Genomic DNA, 17715 nt, shown 5'->3' on the forward strand with positions numbered 1-17715 from the left:
TTATTTATATTATCACCTTTTTATCTTAAATAGGCGTAAAAAAACTTACCTCTTAAGGAATGTCAGTCCTACTTCAAGTCCGGTTGCCAATTCGTACAGACTGGTATTTTGCAGCATAAGTTTTAATTCGTCACGAACGATCACAAATTTATCATGCACGGGGCAAGGTTTTTCCGCATTGCATTTTTTGAGCCCAAGTCCACACCCTTCGTAAATGGAGTCCCCATCGATGGCAAACACAATGTCGGCCAATTTTATTTGATCAATTCTTTCCTTTTCGATCTCGAATCCGCCAGTGGGACCTTTGGTGGAGACAAGAAGGTCGTTTTTGGCCAATTGGTGCAAGATCTTTGCTGTAAAAGCTACGGGAGAATCTACCTTCTCTGCGATTTCTTTTAAACTGACCCTTCTGCCTTGCAAGGATTGCATGGCGATGTAGATGGCAGCTTTAATCCCATATTCGCAGGCTTTGGAAAACATTCGTTAACAGCTTTTGGACAAAGATAGGATTTTAATATAATTCGGATAAATTTATCCGAATTATATTTTGCAGCGTTGGATCTTTACCGTTAAATTCGTAGGGTGTGCAAGATTGCACAAGAAATGGAAAAAACCAAACAAAACGATCATGAAACTTTTCAAGAAAGGCGACCACGTGCAGTGGAACTCGGAAGCCGGAGAGGTATCGGGCAAGATCATCAAGGTGCATCATTCGGATTTCGATTATAAGGGACATACCCACCGGGCCAGTGAAGATGACCCGCAATACGAGATAAAAAGTGACAAATCAGACCATATAGCCGCGCACAAGGGCTCGGCCCTTTCAAAGGTATGATGCCCGACTTTATCCCGATGTCATGCTGCACGTATCACAGGGAATGGCGGCAGACATCCTATTCGGGCATCGCCCCTGAAAGTCTGAGCCGTGTCCGTCGGGAGCTAGCGGAAAAAAACCATGGGTCGGCAGTTCTTATTATATAGTAATGAATGTCGATTTTATTGGGATAGTTTTGTTCCTAATAAAATTATGAGAACATGAAAACAAAAACAGTAGAATTGGTAGCAGCCCCGAAAACGCCGCATTTTGTCGGCGACGGGTTTAGGGTACACAACTTTATTCCAAGCGGATTTCGGATGGACATGCAGCGCATGAACCCTTTTATTATGTTGGACTATAATTCAACCTACGAATTCCCGCCTTCCGATACTCCGAGGGGAGTCGGGGTACATCCACATAAAGGCTTCGAGACCGTGACCATAGCATACAAGGGCAAGGTTGCCCATCACGATAGCAGTGGTGGCGGAGGTGTCATTGGGGAAGGCGACGTGCAATGGATGACCGCGGCAAAAGGAGTGCTGCACAAAGAATATCATGAAGAGGAATGGAGCAAGACGGGCGGCGATTTTCAAATGGTACAGCTTTGGGTCAACCTTCCCGCTGAGGATAAGAAATCCGATCCAAAATATCAGGCCATAAAATACGCGGACATCAACCGTTACGAACTGGCCGACGAAGCAGGGAATATTGAGGTCATCGCCGGTGAGTACCAAGGGGTCAAAGGCTCCGCCAGTACGTTCACGCCGATCCATATGTTCAATGCCAAATTGAACAAGGGAGGAAAAGCTGATTTTCAGTTTCCGTCCGAATACAATACGCTGCTGTTGGCGCTCGAGGGAAGTGTTAAGGTCAACGGAGAGTCGGCGGTGCCCACGGACCATTTGGCTTTAATGGCCAACGATGGTGAAAGCTTTGACATAGAAGCTACGGACGATGCCGTAGTGTTGGTATTGAGCGGGGAACCCATCGACGAGCCCGTTGCCGCGCAAGGGCCCTTTGTCATGAACACCCGGGAAGAGCTGAAACAGGCCTTCAACGATTTCAATACCGGAAAGTTCGGGTATTTGGAGGGATGAGCTTCAAAAAGCCCAAAACAGTCCCCTATAATATGGGACGGCAGCAAGAACGTTAATCGAATTAATTTTGAAACGAAACCATCTCCATGACCGCTCGTCACGTCCGAAGGAAACCTTCTCGGCGGCCAAGAGCGTGCTCCTTCGATCGGGGGAACCTTCGCAAGAACACAGAAAAAATTGTGTTGACCTCGATGCCGAAACCATTAGAAATATCGAGAAAAATTTGGGACTGACCTTTGTTCCAGAAAATGGGGAGGCCGGAAACGTGTGTCTGGCCCGCAGCCCAGAAGTCCGCGATGAGTACAGGGAGACGTTTCAGCGTCAAGATATCTTGGACTATGTTTACGCCGTGGTGCATTCTCCCCGATACCTTAAGAAAAATAAGGAATTGTCGAATAACGATACCTATAAAATATCCTATCCCAACGATCAAGACCGTTTTTGGATGTTGGCGGGTCTGGGCGCGCAACTAAGACAACTACATAGGTCGGATTCGGTAACTGCTGTCAAGAAGCCGTCCAGAGAGGCACAAGACATTATCCAAACGATAGCTGACATCGAAAAATCCTTTGCAAACCAGGTCATTGATTTTCATTCTCACTTGCGCTTGACCAAAAGTCTTCCCAAGGAGATAAAAGTGCTGAATCCCTTTCAGGAAAACGAGGAAGTCCTAAGCATTCTCTTTACTTTTTATAGAAAATTCTACGATGACCGGAACCCAAGGAAATTGATTCTCGGAATCAATCCTGGACGATTGGGGGCGGGGGTAACGGGCATTCCCTTTACCGATACCAAAAGGCTATCCGAAATATGTGGTATAAAAATGGAAACCTTGACCACGCATGAACCTTCTTCCGTATTCATTTACGACCTGATCGAAAAGTACGGGGGTCCCGAGAAATTCTACGGCCGGTACTACATCAACTCCGTTTGTCCGCTTGGTTTTGTGCAAGAGAACAAAAAAGGCAATTGGGTCAATTGCAATTACTATGACTATAAGTCGCTTTTTCTAGCCCTCAAGGAGTTTATCATATCCAGCCTTCGAACGCAGATCGATTTCGGAATCGACACGGGGACCTGCTACGTGCTGGGCAAGAAAAACGCCCAATTCCTCACCCTCATCAATGACGAGATGCAGTTTTTTGATTCCATTGTAGCTTTTGACCATCCAAGATATATCGTACAATATAAGTCCAAATACAAGCAAGACTACCTTGCCCGTTACCTGCGAGAGTTGACTTGAAGCGAAAATTCATGGTCTGATATCGGCGGAATGGTGCACGTTATCCGGAGTTTGGACCGTGCGGGCCTATGAGTTCAGGAGTGTTTTCGACATGGGCATGGCATTGTTTGGCGATTAGAATTTCAAGTGCATCATAATCTCATGGGTGCCGCCGCCATCACGGACCTGGCTCTCCAACGGGATTTCGTAGGCATATCCCAGATCCACCCAATTCAATTTGTAGATGAACAGTCCGCTGACACTTTCGCTCAACCGGTAGGCGGCCCCGAGTCCGAATTTTTCCTTAATCTCTAGAAGGGTCGTCAAATCGAAGGATAGGGGAGACGTGCTCACATATTTCAGGAGCGTGCTTGGCTTCAGCACCAAGTTCTCGTTCAGGGGAAAGTCGTATCCGCCGGCCAGATAGAGATGCACCTTATCGGCTCCCAATCTGGCCTCTCCGTCATTTCGTTCAAGACGCTTCGGGGTCAGGATCTTAGGTACGGAGAACGAAATAAAATAGCTTTCATGCTTCAAATAGGCCCCTGCTCCAAAATTGGGAGTGAACCGACCATCGATGTCCATCAATGACATGTCTTGCTGAATGCCATAGGTCACAAGGCCTTGGGTATTGACATCGTAGGAAGTGAAACCACCTTTGAGTCCCAAGTATAGGTCGGTATCCTCGCTCAGTGCCAGTTTATAGGAAAAATCGGCCGATATCGAGGTTTGGGTCTCAATAAAGGTCTTATCGTTCACAATGGAAACACCCAGACCTACATTTTTACCCGCGGGCGTTCCGAAAACGAGGCTTTGGGTTTCAGGCGCTCCTTCTATGCCGGCCCACTGGCTCCTGACGTTCAGTCCAATATCGGTACCCCCCGAAGCTCCGGCGAAAGCCGGGTTGATCAGGTTCATGTTATAGCGGTAGAAGGTATAGTTAGGGTCTTGTTGTGCCGAAAGCGTGCCTATCGATATTATAGATAACAGCAACAAGGCGGCGTATATATTAGTAATCTTCATTTTATTCTATTTTGCTGTTAATAATTGATGAATATCCAACCTCTATGGGGTTTGCTTCCGTTGCCCAACTCAATGGTGTAGAGGTAAGAGCCCGGCGGTAGCAATTTAGAACTTGAGCCCCGGTTGCCGTTCCAGTCGTTTCTGTAATTGACCGCGGTAAAGACCTCGTGTCCCCATCGATTATAAACCGTTACCTTGGCATTGGGATAATTATCGATACCGGGAACCATCCATGTATCGTTGTTGCCATCGCCGTTGGGCGTGAACGCTTCCGCAGGTTTTAATACGGGCTTGTCGTCAGTAGGGAAATCATCGTCGCTATCGGCCACGCCGTCATTATCATCATCTTCATCAATGGCATCCGGTATTCCATCGCCATCGGTGTCCATAGGGTTACTGTTCGAATCTTTGGAATCAGTGCCCTGCTGAACCTCTACCTCATCGGGATATCCATCGTTATCGTCGTCTTCATCACTGTTGTCCCCGATTCCGTCACCGTCCGTATCGGTGGACTCGTCGGGATTCAACGGAAATGCATCTTCGCTGTCGACGATACCATCATTGTCGTCATCGTCATCGACTGTATCGCCGGTACCGTCGCCATCGGAATCGATATCTTCTTGGCCATCGTTATCATCGTCGGTATCGAAGTTGTCACCTATGCCATCTCCATCACTGTCTTTAGATTCGTCGGAATCCTTGGGGAAGGCGTCCTCGCTGTCTGGCGTTCCGTCGCCGTCGTCATCGGTATCCTCGTTATCGCCGGTGCCGTCGCCGTCCGTGTCGGTATCCTCGCTGGAATCCTTGGGGAAGGCGTCCTCGCTGTCGGGCGTACCGTCGCCGTCGTCATCGGTATCCTCGTTGTCGCCGGTGCCGTCCCCATCGGTATCGGTATCCTCATCTGGATTTTTTGGGAAGGCGTCCTCGCTATCGGGCGTTCCGTCGCCGTCGTCGTCGGTATCCTCGTTGTCGCCGGTTCCGTCCCCATCGGTATCGGTATCCTCATCTGGATTTTTTGGGAAGGCGTCCTCACTATCGGGCGTTCCGTCGCCGTCGTCATCGGTATCCTCGTTGTCGCCGGTGCCGTCCCCGTCGGTGTCGGTATCCTCGCTGGAATCCTTGGGGAAGGCGTCCTCGCTGTCTGGCGTTCCGTCGCCGTCATCATCGGTATCCTCGTTGTCGCCGGTGCCGTCCCCGTCGGTATCGGTGTCCTCGCTGGAGTCCTTGGGAAAGGCATCCTCATTGTCGGGCGTTCCATCGCCGTCGTCATCGGTATCCTCGTTGTCACCGGTGCCGTCCCCGTCCGTGTCGGTATCCTCGCTGGAATCCTTGGGGAAGGCATCCTCACTGTCGGGCGTTCCGTCGCCGTCGTCATCGGTATCCTCGTTGTCGCCGGTGCCGTCCCCGTCGGTATCGGTATCCTCGTTGGGGTCCTTCGGAAATGCGTCCTCCCTGTCGGGCGTTCCGTCGCCGTCGTCATCGGTATCCTCGTTGTCGCCGGTGCCGTCGCCGTCCGTGTCGGTTACCTCGTTGGGGTCCTTCGGAAATGCGTCCTCACTGTCGGGCGTTCCGTCGTCGTCGTCGTCGGTATCCTCGTTGTCGCCGGTGCCGTCCCCGTCGGTATCGGTATCCTCACTAGGGTCTCTTGGGAAGTCGTCCTCGGCATTCGGGGTACCGTCCCCATCTTCGTCATCGTCATCCCTGTCAGGTACTCCGTCACCGTCGAAATCTTCCAGCGCGGAGATGGCCGCGCTATAAGCGGTTGCGCTGACCGCGTCGGAAAGGTCCTTTACCTTAAATAAAAAGCTGGAATAGTTTGCTCCGAATTCTCCATTGGCGGTCGTAAAGTATAACTTGGTGACATCGTTGATCATGTCATTGGCCGAAACTGGTGCCCCGTCGTACATCAAGCTGCCTTTCGCAGGAAGACTAAAGATCTGGATACCGTTGAAGGCATCGTTGAGGTCATCGTCGGTGAAGGTAAAATCGGACGCCGAAAAACCGAAAGCTACATCTTCGATTACTTCCAGTGATGCATTCCCACCTTCAGGGGCATCGTTCAACAAGGTGATGTTCAGCGTTGCGGTAACTGTATTCGAAAATGAATTTGCATCCTCAAAACGATAGGTGAAACTATCCGTCGCGACCTCGTCCCCGTTATGTATATAGGTGAATGTCCCGTCAGTATTAAAGGTAAATGAACTTGCGTGCGAGGGACCGTCCATTTCGTAATAGGTTCTGGCGTCGCCATCGACTTCTATGTCATTGGTCGATACGTCTTGATTCAAGGTCGCATTTTCATCGAGATCGAAACTTTCGCCAACGGCCACCGGAAGGTCATCTACCGCTTGAATGGAAATCGTAATTTCGGCTGTGGCCGTGGTCCCATTATCGTCTAGTTCGTAGGTGATACGGTCGGTACCGGTTTCATTCTCTGCAGGGGTATATACAATGGTATTATCAAGTTCTACGGCGGCAGTACCTTTTGTGCCCTGAGCGGTAATAGTTACGACCGGGGTGTTGATTTTATCATACTTGTCGTTGAACAGTACATCTATAGGATCTGATGCGGTATCTTCATCCGTAAGGGCGAGGTCATCTTCGGCCGATACGACCAAAGTGAGCGCATAGGGTCCGAATGAAGTGGTTTCTTCGTTGCCCGCATTGTCTTTGGCCCTTGAATGGATATACCAACCACTTCCACCGGAGGAGAAAGACACCGACTTTGATTGGCTATTGCTCCAGGAGCTCCAGCTGGGGTCTTCATTTGCTGGTGGCGTAGCGTTTTGAAGCAGTACATACTTTTGCACATCAAAACCGCTACCCGAAGCCTCATCCTGAAAGGTCAGCTGAATGCTGTCGTCTGTCGTAATACTGCCACCGGCAGGGGACGCATTTATCGTCGGACTTACGTCATCATCGATAATGGTCAAGGTTCTATAGAACGGTAATGACCACACTCCAGTATCGGTCTGTGTTCGTAAACTGATGATGTATTCCGCACTTTCATTGTTGTAGGACGAAAAATCGGTCAAAGGGGTTCCCGAATTATGGATTTCGGTATTTATGGGGTTCCCGTCATTATCGTAAACTCTTTTTGTAACGATCCATTCTTCCGTCGTCAGGGTTCTTCCGTAAGGGTCGGAAGAGTTGTTGTCTATGGTAATGTCCATGTTGCCCGTGTAGGTAGAGAGCACGTCCGGTAGAATATTGAACTGCGCCAGCGGCAGATCCTCGTTGCCTGCGGAATTTCCTGATTTTTCCACATAGACACTTGCGGGTTTACTCCATGTTCCCTGATGGTCCTGAACTCTTAACATGATGAGGTATTGACCATTGGCTACCGAGAAGGGGTCGAACTGACCATCGGTCCAATCGTTAGCGGCCTGCGCATCTACGGGCTTCCACTTCCATTCTGACTGGGCAATGCCATTGTTGGCCCCACCATCTAGATCATAAGAGGTGTTGTTGATGGTTCCGGAACCCGGACTATAAGTGAAGCTTGCCAAAGGTTTTCTGTGAAAAAAGAGGGTGGTCGGAGCCGTAGGCAGGTCTTCGAAGGTGAAGTCATACTTACCGGTTTTTTCATAGTATTCAGGTACGTCTTCTAAATAGAGTCCGTTCCAAGAGACTTTTCCGCTGTTGTTGGAAAAGAAGGTTTCATCATGGGTGATCTTCCATCTCCCACTGGGATAGCTGGCATTCACCGTATTGGTCTTGAGTTCGGGCGGGGTTACATCTATTTCTACCGAGGTGCCGGCAATAAAATAATTTCCGGCGGTTACGGTGCCGAATTGATATTGATCATGGATGTATTGGGCCATATCCCCTATCCATCCGCTATAGCTGCCATTACTTCTGTTGATGAAAGTACCCTTACTATTGTTTTGGGATACAAATCTTTCGAATTGGGTTTTGTTTCCATCCACGCCCCACCCGATGTAGTGGATGTCTTCGTTTATCGTTCGCATTAAAATCTCCGATAGGTCCGAATCGTTATTGAAATCGGCCACTTCGAGATCATCCAGGTTGACGTTAAACCGTAGGGCACTGTTTCGCCATTGGGGCTCGCGTAGTACGTCTTTGAACGCCCTGAGTTCCAGTTTCTCTATTTCAATATCTTTGAAATACGCGTTTTGTTGTTCGTGAACGTAGAAGCCATAACTTCCGGAGGCAAATGTGTTATCGTTAATATTAAAAGACTCGATCCAACCGCTACCGGCACTGCCACCGCCTCCTCTACGGGAGATTTTTATGTTAGTGTCGGACATGTCAATTTTGAAATCGATTTTCTGACCGTTGTAAAAGGCGCCAAACATATCGGCTCTGTTCTCGTCCCATCCATAAGTAGCTGTTCCAGTCCTTCCGCTATTCGTGTTTACGGCTAGAATTGTGGTCACCCCGTTTTCTCTTTTTAAAATTGCTTCCGCAGGAAAACCATCTCCAGGAGCATAATTCATTAGATTTCCACAGGCTGTATGGTTATCGATGATATAGGCGTAGAAATTGTCGTTATCTACTTTCCGAAAAATAAAACCTACTTCTGCATGGGTATATGGGTCACCAGAGAGACCAAATGTGGCGGAAACACTACCGTCCGATACGTCTCCCGTAGGATCGTACACTGCTACTCCATAATTGCCTGAGTTCCTGGCTACAGGGTCCGCTAAAATCTGGTTGGTGCCGTTGTCAAAGGTGAAATAGGGTCCGTTATAAGGCCCTCCTCCTGCACTGCCAAGATAATTATGGGGGTTGGGAGGTTCGGCACCGTTAAAGTCCATTTTATTCCAGCTGTTAAAAATGTCGCTGGCATCGGCCTGATCGGAAGAGATAGTGCTTCGTTGAAAGGCCTCTACCCGCAGTTTTCCTAAAGGAAGTCCCTTGTTGGTAAGGGCTTGTTCAAGGTCGTTTTCGAAGGTGCTCAAATCAAGTTGCGCTGAACCGACGGTTACCATAACGTCGATGTTGGGTCCTTGTTGAACCTTCATATCCACGGTCTGTGCCACGGTCAAACTTGTAAATAGTAGTAATATCCAAATAATGGATAGGTGGACCAGGTTTTTCATTCGAGGGGTTTTTAATTTTGGAATATGGAAGGGGACAATGAGCTGTCGAGGGATTGGAAATTGAAGGCGAAACCGGCATCGAATACCGATGAGCAATCCGCACCGGAGGCTACATTCATATAGGCCCGCTGGCCGATGTAGTTCAATAGTTCGATTCCTTCTTCGTTAGAGGCCAAATTACAGGAGTATATCAGCAGTTGGTAGTTCGTGCCGCTATACAGACCTTCCATCATGCTCAATTCGAACTCGTTATTGAGCGTTTCAATACTATAGGAGGTGCCTCCCATTAATATGGCGTTATAGCTCGATTCCACGAAAAGGTGAACCGTATTCAAGTTTTTATTGTTTTCGAGGCCTACACGTATTTTTTCCCAGGGATTGGAATTGGAGTTTAGTTCTAGTACTTCCGATCCGGGGAGTAGGGCCAGCACTTTTCCTTTCTCGGCGTATTCGGAATCGATTACTACCAGGTCCTTGGATTGGGCGTAGGTGAATGAAGCTGTAAGAAGGAAAATGAAGATTGGAATCCGATTTTTTTTGAAGAGGTGCATAGGGAGCATGGTGTATAGATTACCGTTAAACTGATTTTATTTACTGTTTAACGAGAGTAATTCGGAAATATTTAAGTACATCCAACGCTTGTTGCGAAAGTCATATTAGATGTTGTGAACCGCTGGTTTTTTGTGGGCTACCGGCAGCTTTTCCCGGAGGCTTATAATCCTACCGTATCGAGCGGGAAAGGGGGGAATGATTTGCGGCCTGGAACATAAAAGGCTTTAAGCGCTTGCGATCGCAACGAACCCGAAAAACATGATAACGCAACGGGTAGGAGAAGAAGGATCGACATAACCCGGCGCATCCACCACCCATATATCCAGAACCACGGGGCAGTGGCTATTTCCTAAGTGGATATACCAAATTCCAAAGTTAAAAGCCGTTGTGGCGTGCAGTCATTCCTGACAACACCATTGTTCACCATCTATTTAATTAAGAAGCAAAGTGACTGTAATGGCCATGAAAGACAACTGGCTTGAGAAGCCAAGCCAATAAACAGAGTCCAGATAAACGATGAGTTCCCAATGTGCTGAAAACCCTATGTCTTAATTGATTAACTTAGCGGGACAATTTGAATCCACGATACTGAATTATTCGCTTTCCCCCGGCCGATGTCAATAGTTGCAAAATGGGAAGTCCGAAATTAAGCGTACTGGGTCTAGGAGGAGCTTTGGCTCCGATACTTTTTTCAAGTGTAACTTTGGTTGGCGCATATATGCGTCCTGAGTACAGTCATCTGGATAATTTTATCAGTGAACTAGGGGCAACCGATACCCCAAACGCTGATATAATGAATTTTATCGGTTTTATCCCTTCGGGATTGCTTTTCGTCCTTTTTGCCATTTCCTTATTGTTATTTTATGCAAGAACGACCCTAGCAAAGGCAGGAACGATTTTGCTTATAGTCTTCGGCCTCGGTATGGCCTTGGCGGGAATATACTCTTGCGATCCGGGCTGTCCGCCCCATGGTTCTCCGGAAACTACAATCCACGATCAGATTTCTGCAGTGACCTTTATTTCAGCAATTTTTGGCATTGTCTTATTGGGCATATCATTTAAAAGTTCGACCCCCTTTAAAAAGCTCCGGAATTATTCCATACTATCAGGAATTGTTGCAGCAATATTATTGGTCATCATGATAGATTCTTTCGAGTCACGGGCACTCACTGGAATTTGGCAGCGATTACTTTTATTGACGATTTTCCTTTGGACAACGATTATTGGAAGCTCTATATATGACATCAATAAAGATTGGTAAACGATTCGCAAGATTTAGCATTCCGCTTTAGCTGATCACAATCTTCCAGAACCCCAAAATATTTCAACCATCAATTCCGGGATGATAGAATCAGACATGTGACAATAGAAGACTTGAAACTCCTTAAATATTGAATACCAAAAAGCATGTAATCGATTCTAACCCGATTGATGACTGGAATTGCGAAATTGAACATGCCCGGACCCCAAAATGGAGGGAGCAACTGGTAGCGGAGCTCAATGACCTTCCGATCGGATTTGTCCAAATCATTGACCCCTTTCTTGAGGAAACCCATATTGGGGAGAGGTTGGAAAAAACAAAAGGGCCATCGATATCTAGATCGGTGAAGAAGCAAATTTGGGAAAAGGGTATGGCACGGAGATAATGCAGCTTGTGCTGAAGCGATGCTTTGATGACCCCATGAAATCGAACGCCGGTGGTCAAAAATTTTACAAAACGCTCGGCTTCCAAGAAGTGGGCATGTCGTTCGGAGGAGACAAGTGCCTCGTGCTTAAGATGCGGAGAGCAACCTAAGAAGGGCTGGCGAAACCGGGATAAACAGTTACTAGAAAGTCTTAATCAATTTCGGGGGTGGAGGCGTTGGTACATTTAGAGTTCAAATAGCATAACCTTACAAAGATTTGGAGATGGCCTGCCCCAAGATAAATTTTAGATTTCAGTAAATTAACAGCATCATAACTACCGCTCCCGATGAGGGAGCCGATGTTCTACCTAAAATCTAAAAATCCCCTGATATCAATGAAATCAGGGGATTCAAGAGTTGGCCTACTAGGACTCGAACCTAGAACGACTGGACCAAAACCAGCTGTGTTGCCAATTACACCATAGGCCAGTGTCAAATTTTATACTGGGGCCGCCGACATTCAGAACGTCGGACCTGACCCGCATAAGAGCGTGCAAATTTAAAACAAAGTTTGGTTTGCACAAATATTTTGGAAAACAATAATCCAAAAACCTTAGCGTCCGATACAAGAACCAACTTTTGCCCACCGTATGGCCTAAGAAACGTGTGATTTTAAGCCTTTGGAACTGCGGTTTTCTTCCGACCAATACAACAATGGTCTCGACTCTCGAAGGCTACTGTGTTTTCGGCGGTTACTAGAACTTTCACAAAAGTTTACCGAACCAAAATAATTAAAATTAGTAATTTCGCCGCAACACGGCAAAAACGTTGTGCCAAAGATTTTAGCCCGTTCAGAACGGCTTAACCCAAGACACATACATGTTTTCAAAAAACTTCGAAAAATGGAACACCCTGGCCGGATGGGGTGTTTTTTTTATAGCTCTTATCGTTTACGCTATCACCGTCGAACCGACCAACAGCTTTTGGGATGCGGGCGAATACATTGCCACCTCGGCCAAACTACAGGTGGGCCACCCCCCGGGAGCACCGCTATTGCAGATGTTAGGGGCGTTTTTTGCCATGTTTGCGCCCGATCCCACCGAAGTGGCCCGAATGGTGAACTATGTTTCCGGGGTATCGAGCGCGTTCACCATCCTGTTTATGTTCTGGACGATTACCAACCTCGTCCAAAAACTCGTTCGAAAGAAAGGTGAGGTGATGACGGATAGCAAGGCCATTGCCATTCTGGGAAGCGGTCTTGTAGGTGCTTTGGCCTTTACGTTTTCCGATAGCTTTTGGTTCAACGCCACGGAGACCGAAGTCTACGCCAGTGCCAGTTTGATCATGGCCCTGCTGCTTTGGCTCGGTCTAAAATGGACGGACAATCTCGATACGCCCCGCGGCAATAAATGGCTGGTACTGATTTCCTTTGTTGTCGGCCTTACCTTTGGGGTCCAGTTTATGGGTTTTTTGGCCATTCCCTCGATCGGATTGCTCTACTACTTTAAGAAATACAAGCAAACCACGGTCAAGAATTTTTTGATTGCCAATGTAGCGGTCGTTGCCATTCTCATGCTGGTCTACCAGTTTTCATTGACCTACGTGCTGAAACTCTTCGGATGGAGCGAGGTATTCTTTATCAACAGTATCGGGCTGCCATTTAACTCGGGCACCATCATAATGGGGTTGATTTTTGCAGCGGCCTTTTATTTTGGCCTCAGCTACACCCGAAAGAACAATTACAGAACGGCGAATACCATTATACTGAGTGTAATGTTCATTTTTCTCGGGTTTTCGACCTGGTTGATGCTGCCGATCCGGGCCAACGCCCAGGTGGTGATCAACGAGAATAATCCCGAAGATGCGCGTGCCCTATTGGCGTATTACAATAGGGAGCAATACCCCGGGGTCGATAGTCCCGTGTACGGGGCGTACTACTCCAGTACATTTGGCAGTGGCGGGGAAGAGAAAGACGAGGCCCCCAAGTATGAAAAAAATGAGGAGACCGGTAAATACGTGATCGTAAACCACTATAAGAACGCAGTTCCCGGTGACGATCCCAAGCATGTCGGAGTTCTACCCCGAATGTGGAGCACCCAGCATGCAGAGAACTACATGCGTTATTTCGGGCCGCTCGACTTTAAGATGAAGCAGTCGAACGAAGAATTGCGCGCCGCGGTCAAGCAGGTGAAGGAAGGCTATGCCAAGGGGGAAATTGACGCCGAGCAGTACATCGGATTTTTACGGCGGTTCGGCGAGTATCTTGAAGTGGAACCTCCCTCGGTCTGGCAAAACATCCAATACATGATGCAATTTCAGTTCGGGTACATGTACTGGCGGTATTTTATGTGGAATTTTACCGGAAAGAACAATGACGTTCAGGGCAGGTACAACGGCAACGGAGAATGGTTGAGCGGTTTGAATTTTATCGATAGCATGCGGCTCGGCAGCCAAGATAACCTGCCCGATGATGTGCTGGACGATAAAGCACGGAATACTTATTATTTTCTGCCCTTGATTTTGGGCATTATCGGCATTCTTTTTCAGGTATCCAAAAACCCGAAACAGTTCTGGGTGCTGTTGGTGTTCTTCTTGTTTACCGGGATTGCCATTCAGTTCTATACCAATCCCTATATCTTCCAACCTCGGGAGCGGGACTATTCCCTTGTAGGTTCGTTCTATGTCTTCTCGTTGTGGATAGGCCTCGGGGTGTACGGACTTTTCGACGAGCTGAGAAAACTGCTTTCCCCAAAAATACTGGCTCCGGTGATTACCGTGGTCTGTCTCCTTGCCGTGCCCACGGTAATGGCCGTACAAAATTGGGACGACCACGATCGGTCGAACCGCTTTACCGCCAACGCATCGGCAAAGGCCTATCTCGACTCGTGCCAAGAAGATGCAGGCGCGATACTCTTTACGATAGGTGACAACGATACCTTTCCGCTTTGGTACGCCCAAGAGATCGAGGGGTATCGTACCGATGTCCGCATTGTTTGTACCAGCCTGTTCGAAACGGACTGGTATATCGATCAAATGAAGCGCAAGGCCTATGACAGCGAGCCGATACCTTCGCAGATTACCCACGATAAATATCGATGGGGATCTCGAGATGTGCTCTATCATTACAATGTTGATGATATTTTCAATAGAAAACTTTCTGAAAGTCGGTGGTCCGTGCAGGACTTTATTAAATGGATCGACAGTGATGAACCCCAGACCAAGTTGAAGTTTATTCTCGAAAAGCGGGGAGCGGATCTTGATGCCTATTCCGAAAATAGTCTGAACATTGTCTATTATCCCACTACGCATCTTCGTATTCCGGTAAACAAGAAAAACGTACTGGAGAGCGGACTCGTCAAGGAAAAAGATTCCGCCCAGATCGTCGATTATATCGATATTGACATTCCCCAATCGGCAATCACCAAGAAGAATATGATGATGTTGGACATGTTGGCCAACAATGATTGGAAACGCCCACTTTATTTTTCGGGGGGAAGTTTTGACGACGCTGAATTTATTTGGATGAAAGATTACTTGCAATTGGATGGGATGGCCTACAAGCTCGTACCGATCAATACCCCACGTACAAAATCATCTTTTGAAATGGGTAGGATCGATACCGATATGATGTACGATATCGTTACGAATTGGTACTGGGGTAATTCGGGAAGTCCCGATGTGTACCACGACCCCCAGACGCGTATACAAGGGCTGTCGTACCGAAGCAACCTGGCCCGATTGACCGAAAAACTGATCGAGGAGGGGAAAATCGAAAAGGCCAAGACTATTATCGATATGACCATGGAGAAGCTACCGGTCGAGTACTATCAATACTACACGTTCGTCGAGCCTTTCGTAGATGGATATTACAAGGTAGGGGAGACCGAAAAGGCCAGGGCGCTTTTCGAAAAACTGAAAACCATCTATCAGCAGCGTTTGGAATATTACGCAGGAGTTCCGTTGGATGAGCAGTACGATAACATCGACGAGATTATCGGTGACATGGAGGGCTATCGCAGAAACATCGATATTTTAATCACGAACAACGACCGGGAGAAGGCCGAAAAGGAAACCTTGATCTTTAACGAATACATCGACAAGTTCGAGCATTTTTATGAGAACAACATCCCGGGGGATGAACTTCCGATACAGGGGCAGGATCCGGATATGGTCGATACGATGCCCGTTTCCGATACCAAGAACCGGGACGCCACCGAAACCGATGAAGAATTACTTGAGCGAATAGGGGTCAAGGACCAAAACTGATCTCGTGGCCGGATTGAATTTAGGATTATTAATAGGAATGGGTGTCTCCGCGTTACCGAAATCAGTGATTTCGAACGGAATAAAAGAACGTAAATCGCGTCCTTTTAATTGATATATGATTCGGCAGTCTGTCCTGGAGCGTAGTTTTGCAGCGCTATTTTCTCGATCTGATATCGCACTTTCCGATATGATCGAAGCCATACCGCAGACTGCAAAAGAATTCTAAATATGCGTAATCCCTCCCCGGAAAACAAAGCAAGTACGGGCCGATAAGATTGTGCCTAAATTTCAGGAGTTCATACGAGGAAACGAAGGTGCCAGTGGAATGTACAAATTCTTCTCTCACACGTATTCTTTGAGAATTCCGATAAGGGTCTTGGCATCCTGCTCGCCACTTTGGCGCCATACCATTTCTCCTTTTTTGTAGATCATTAAGGTCGGAAGGCCTTTGACACGCAAAGCACTGGAAAGCTCCTTGTTTTTGTCCACATCTATTTTGATGACCTTGCCCTTATCGCCCAACGCCGCGGCAACGTCGCGGAGAACGGAGTGCATTGCGGTGGACTGTTCGTTCCATTCCGCATAGAAATCCAACAGTACGGGGATTTTCAAATCTATAAGATCACCAAATTTTGACATGTTTGTTGCTTTGCGTTATGCGCCAAAAGTAAGAAAATTTGTGAAATCAAGGCCCGCCCCCGAGGTTTTATGGTACGCGGCCCGCGTTAAAATCTTGTTAGAGACAATTTTAAAAAAGTCCCTTGACTGGGGAGCTTGGTAACTAGGCCTTCTTTTTGAGGGTAATGACACTGATTTCAGGCCAGATGCCGACGCGCCCCGGATACCCCAAAAAGCCCAGACCACGGTTGACATTGATGAACTGTCCCTTTTCCTTATAGATGCCCGCCCAATATTTGTAGCGCCAGCGTGCGGGACTCCATTTGACCCATCCGGGGATTTCGATACCGAACTGCATGCCGTGGGTGTGGCCGCTAAGGGTCAGGTGATAGTGGGTGTCATCAAAGAGCACCACATCTTCCCAATGCGAAGGGTCGTGGCTCAGCAAAATCTTAAAATCGTTCTTATCGATGGTAGCTGCGGCCTTTTTGAGATTGCCGGCCTTTTTAAATCCGCCGCGGCCCCAGTTTTCTACGCCGACCAACGCAACTTTATCGTTCCCCTTTTGTAGATATCGGCTTTCGTTCAACATGAGGTCGAAACCGATGTCGCGTTGGATCAGTTTAAGGTCCTCGAGATTTTGACGTTTTGAGGCTTCGGTCTCCCAATCCACGTAATCGCCATAATCATGGTTTCCCAAGACGGAGAATTTGCCGTCTTTGGCCTTGAGGGTCGAGAAGAGGTCCTTCCAAGGTGCCATTTCCGTGGCCAGGTTGTTCACCAGGTCCCCTGTAAATAAAATGACATCGCTCTCTTGTTCGTTGACCAGATTGACGGCATATTCAACTTTTTTGCGGTCGTCGAGGCTTCCGCTGTGAATATCGGAGAGTTGGGTGATGCGGTAGCCGTCGAAGGCATCGGGCAGGTCTTCGAATTCCAGTTCATAGTTCAGCACCTGAAAATTATACTTGCCCTTGTACATGCCGTAGAGTAGGGCGCCGAACGGCAATGCGGCAATCCCTAGGCCGAGCAAGCTCAAAAATTTCCGGCGCTCGGGAAGGGCAAAGGTCCGGGTGTTGCCGGTTAGTTTATGGTACAGGGCCGAGACCACCCGGAAAATATCCTCGGAGAAAAGAAAAAGAATGGTAATCAACTGAAAGGTAAAAAAGGCGAGCATCAGACCGAAGGCATAGCTTTTCGGACGGCTTAAGACCCGCCCCGGCGCGGCACCCCATGTAAACTGATACACAAAATTGCCCAAGACCAGTAACGATACGGCGATAAAAAGATAGTACACCCAGGGATATCGGGTGGCCGTTTTCAAGGCTTGCAGGGCGTAAAGGCCCACAACTATATAAACTATGGCAAAAACAATCCATCGTAACATGGCTGCAAAGATATTTTTAAATACCCGTTCCCCTATGCCATT

At 47.8% G+C, this 17715-nt stretch carries 11 protein-coding genes and 1 tRNA gene; 5 read left to right on the top strand and 7 right to left on the bottom strand.

The features are described from left to right. Positions 1–45 precede the first annotated feature (45 nt). Positions 46–480, bottom strand: coding sequence for an RrF2 family transcriptional regulator (locus tag RQM65_RS12525; RefSeq protein ID WP_314015453.1), 435 nt, complete (start codon positions 478–480; stop codon positions 46–48). Positions 481–628: 148 nt separating this feature from the next. Between RQM65_RS12525 and RQM65_RS12530 the strand changes: the two genes are divergently transcribed. The 3 genes from RQM65_RS12530 (at position 629) to RQM65_RS12540 (ending at position 3157) form a co-directional block, all read left to right on the top strand. After that, on the top strand, positions 629–835 hold the full coding sequence (locus RQM65_RS12530; RefSeq protein ID WP_314015455.1) for a hypervirulence associated TUDOR domain-containing protein: 207 nt from the start codon (positions 629–631) through the stop codon (positions 833–835). 200 nt (positions 836–1035) lie between these two features. Then, positions 1036–1914: a pirin family protein gene (locus tag RQM65_RS12535; RefSeq protein WP_314015457.1), complete on the top strand. Its 879-nt coding sequence runs from the start codon at positions 1036–1038 to the stop codon at positions 1912–1914. A 67-nt stretch (positions 1915–1981) separates the two neighbouring features. After that, positions 1982–3157 (top strand): uracil-DNA glycosylase family protein, encoded by a 1176-nt coding sequence (locus tag RQM65_RS12540; protein ID WP_314015458.1) that lies wholly within the window; start codon positions 1982–1984, stop codon positions 3155–3157. Positions 3158–3271: 114 nt separating this feature from the next. Here the strand turns inward: RQM65_RS12540 and RQM65_RS12545 are convergent, their stop codons facing one another. Genes RQM65_RS12545 through RQM65_RS12555 form a run of 3 tightly spaced genes read right to left on the bottom strand, consistent with a single transcriptional unit; the run spans position 3272 to position 9776 of the window. Then, complete coding sequence (locus RQM65_RS12545; RefSeq protein WP_314015460.1) at positions 3272–4159, bottom strand: PorP/SprF family type IX secretion system membrane protein; 888 nt, start codon at positions 4157–4159, stop codon at positions 3272–3274. Between the two features lie 17 nt (positions 4160–4176). Beyond that, positions 4177–9225 (bottom strand): T9SS type B sorting domain-containing protein, encoded by a 5049-nt coding sequence (locus RQM65_RS12550; RefSeq protein WP_314015461.1) that lies wholly within the window; start codon positions 9223–9225, stop codon positions 4177–4179. A gap of 11 nt (positions 9226–9236) precedes the next feature. Further along, positions 9237–9776 (bottom strand): DUF4347 domain-containing protein, encoded by a 540-nt coding sequence (locus RQM65_RS12555; RefSeq protein ID WP_314015463.1) that lies wholly within the window; start codon positions 9774–9776, stop codon positions 9237–9239. Positions 9777–10408: 632 nt separating this feature from the next. On the opposite strand from RQM65_RS12555, the gene RQM65_RS12560 reads away from it, so the two are divergent. Continuing rightward, positions 10409–11038, top strand: coding sequence for a DUF998 domain-containing protein (locus RQM65_RS12560; protein WP_314015465.1), 630 nt, complete (start codon positions 10409–10411; stop codon positions 11036–11038). Positions 11039–11819: 781 nt separating this feature from the next. On the opposite strand, the gene RQM65_RS12565 is transcribed toward RQM65_RS12560, so the two are convergent. Continuing rightward, positions 11820–11891: transfer RNA gene (locus RQM65_RS12565), tRNA-Gln, on the bottom strand. A 390-nt stretch (positions 11892–12281) separates the two neighbouring features. Here RQM65_RS12565 and RQM65_RS12570 point away from each other — a divergent pair. Beyond that, positions 12282–15668 (top strand): protein O-mannosyl-transferase family, encoded by a 3387-nt coding sequence (locus RQM65_RS12570; RefSeq protein WP_314015466.1) that lies wholly within the window; start codon positions 12282–12284, stop codon positions 15666–15668. Positions 15669–16010: 342 nt separating this feature from the next. On the opposite strand, the gene RQM65_RS12575 is transcribed toward RQM65_RS12570, so the two are convergent. Together RQM65_RS12575 and RQM65_RS12580 are read right to left on the bottom strand one after the other, a co-directional pair. Then, positions 16011–16307 (bottom strand): thioredoxin family protein, encoded by a 297-nt coding sequence (locus tag RQM65_RS12575; protein ID WP_314015468.1) that lies wholly within the window; start codon positions 16305–16307, stop codon positions 16011–16013. Between the two features lie 142 nt (positions 16308–16449). After that, positions 16450–17673: a metallophosphoesterase gene (locus RQM65_RS12580; RefSeq protein WP_314015469.1), complete on the bottom strand. Its 1224-nt coding sequence runs from the start codon at positions 17671–17673 to the stop codon at positions 16450–16452. Positions 17674–17715 lie beyond the last annotated feature (42 nt).

Origin of the sequence: Pricia mediterranea, assembly GCF_032248455.1 — a bacterium.
Classification (GTDB): Bacteria; Bacteroidota; Bacteroidia; order Flavobacteriales; family Flavobacteriaceae; genus Pricia; species Pricia mediterranea.

What these genes read in the sequence shown, in the direction of transcription:
- RQM65_RS12525 (WP_314015453.1), bottom strand. Translation starts at nt 480, where the DNA reads ATGTTTTCCAAAGCCTGCGAATATGGGATTAAAGCTGCCATCTACATC.
- RQM65_RS12530 (WP_314015455.1), top strand. Translation starts at nt 629, where the DNA reads ATGAAACTTTTCAAGAAAGGCGACCACGTGCAGTGGAACTCGGAAGCC.
- RQM65_RS12535 (WP_314015457.1), top strand. Translation starts at nt 1,036, where the DNA reads ATGAAAACAAAAACAGTAGAATTGGTAGCAGCCCCGAAAACGCCGCAT.
- RQM65_RS12545 (WP_314015460.1), bottom strand. Translation starts at nt 4,159, where the DNA reads ATGAAGATTACTAATATATACGCCGCCTTGTTGCTGTTATCTATAATA.
- RQM65_RS12550 (WP_314015461.1), bottom strand. Translation starts at nt 9,225, where the DNA reads ATGAAAAACCTGGTCCACCTATCCATTATTTGGATATTACTACTATTT.
- RQM65_RS12555 (WP_314015463.1), bottom strand. Translation starts at nt 9,776, where the DNA reads ATGCACCTCTTCAAAAAAAATCGGATTCCAATCTTCATTTTCCTTCTT.
- RQM65_RS12560 (WP_314015465.1), top strand. Translation starts at nt 10,409, where the DNA reads ATGGGAAGTCCGAAATTAAGCGTACTGGGTCTAGGAGGAGCTTTGGCT.
- RQM65_RS12570 (WP_314015466.1), top strand. Translation starts at nt 12,282, where the DNA reads ATGTTTTCAAAAAACTTCGAAAAATGGAACACCCTGGCCGGATGGGGT.
- RQM65_RS12575 (WP_314015468.1), bottom strand. Translation starts at nt 16,307, where the DNA reads ATGTCAAAATTTGGTGATCTTATAGATTTGAAAATCCCCGTACTGTTG.
- RQM65_RS12580 (WP_314015469.1), bottom strand. Translation starts at nt 17,673, where the DNA reads ATGTTACGATGGATTGTTTTTGCCATAGTTTATATAGTTGTGGGCCTT.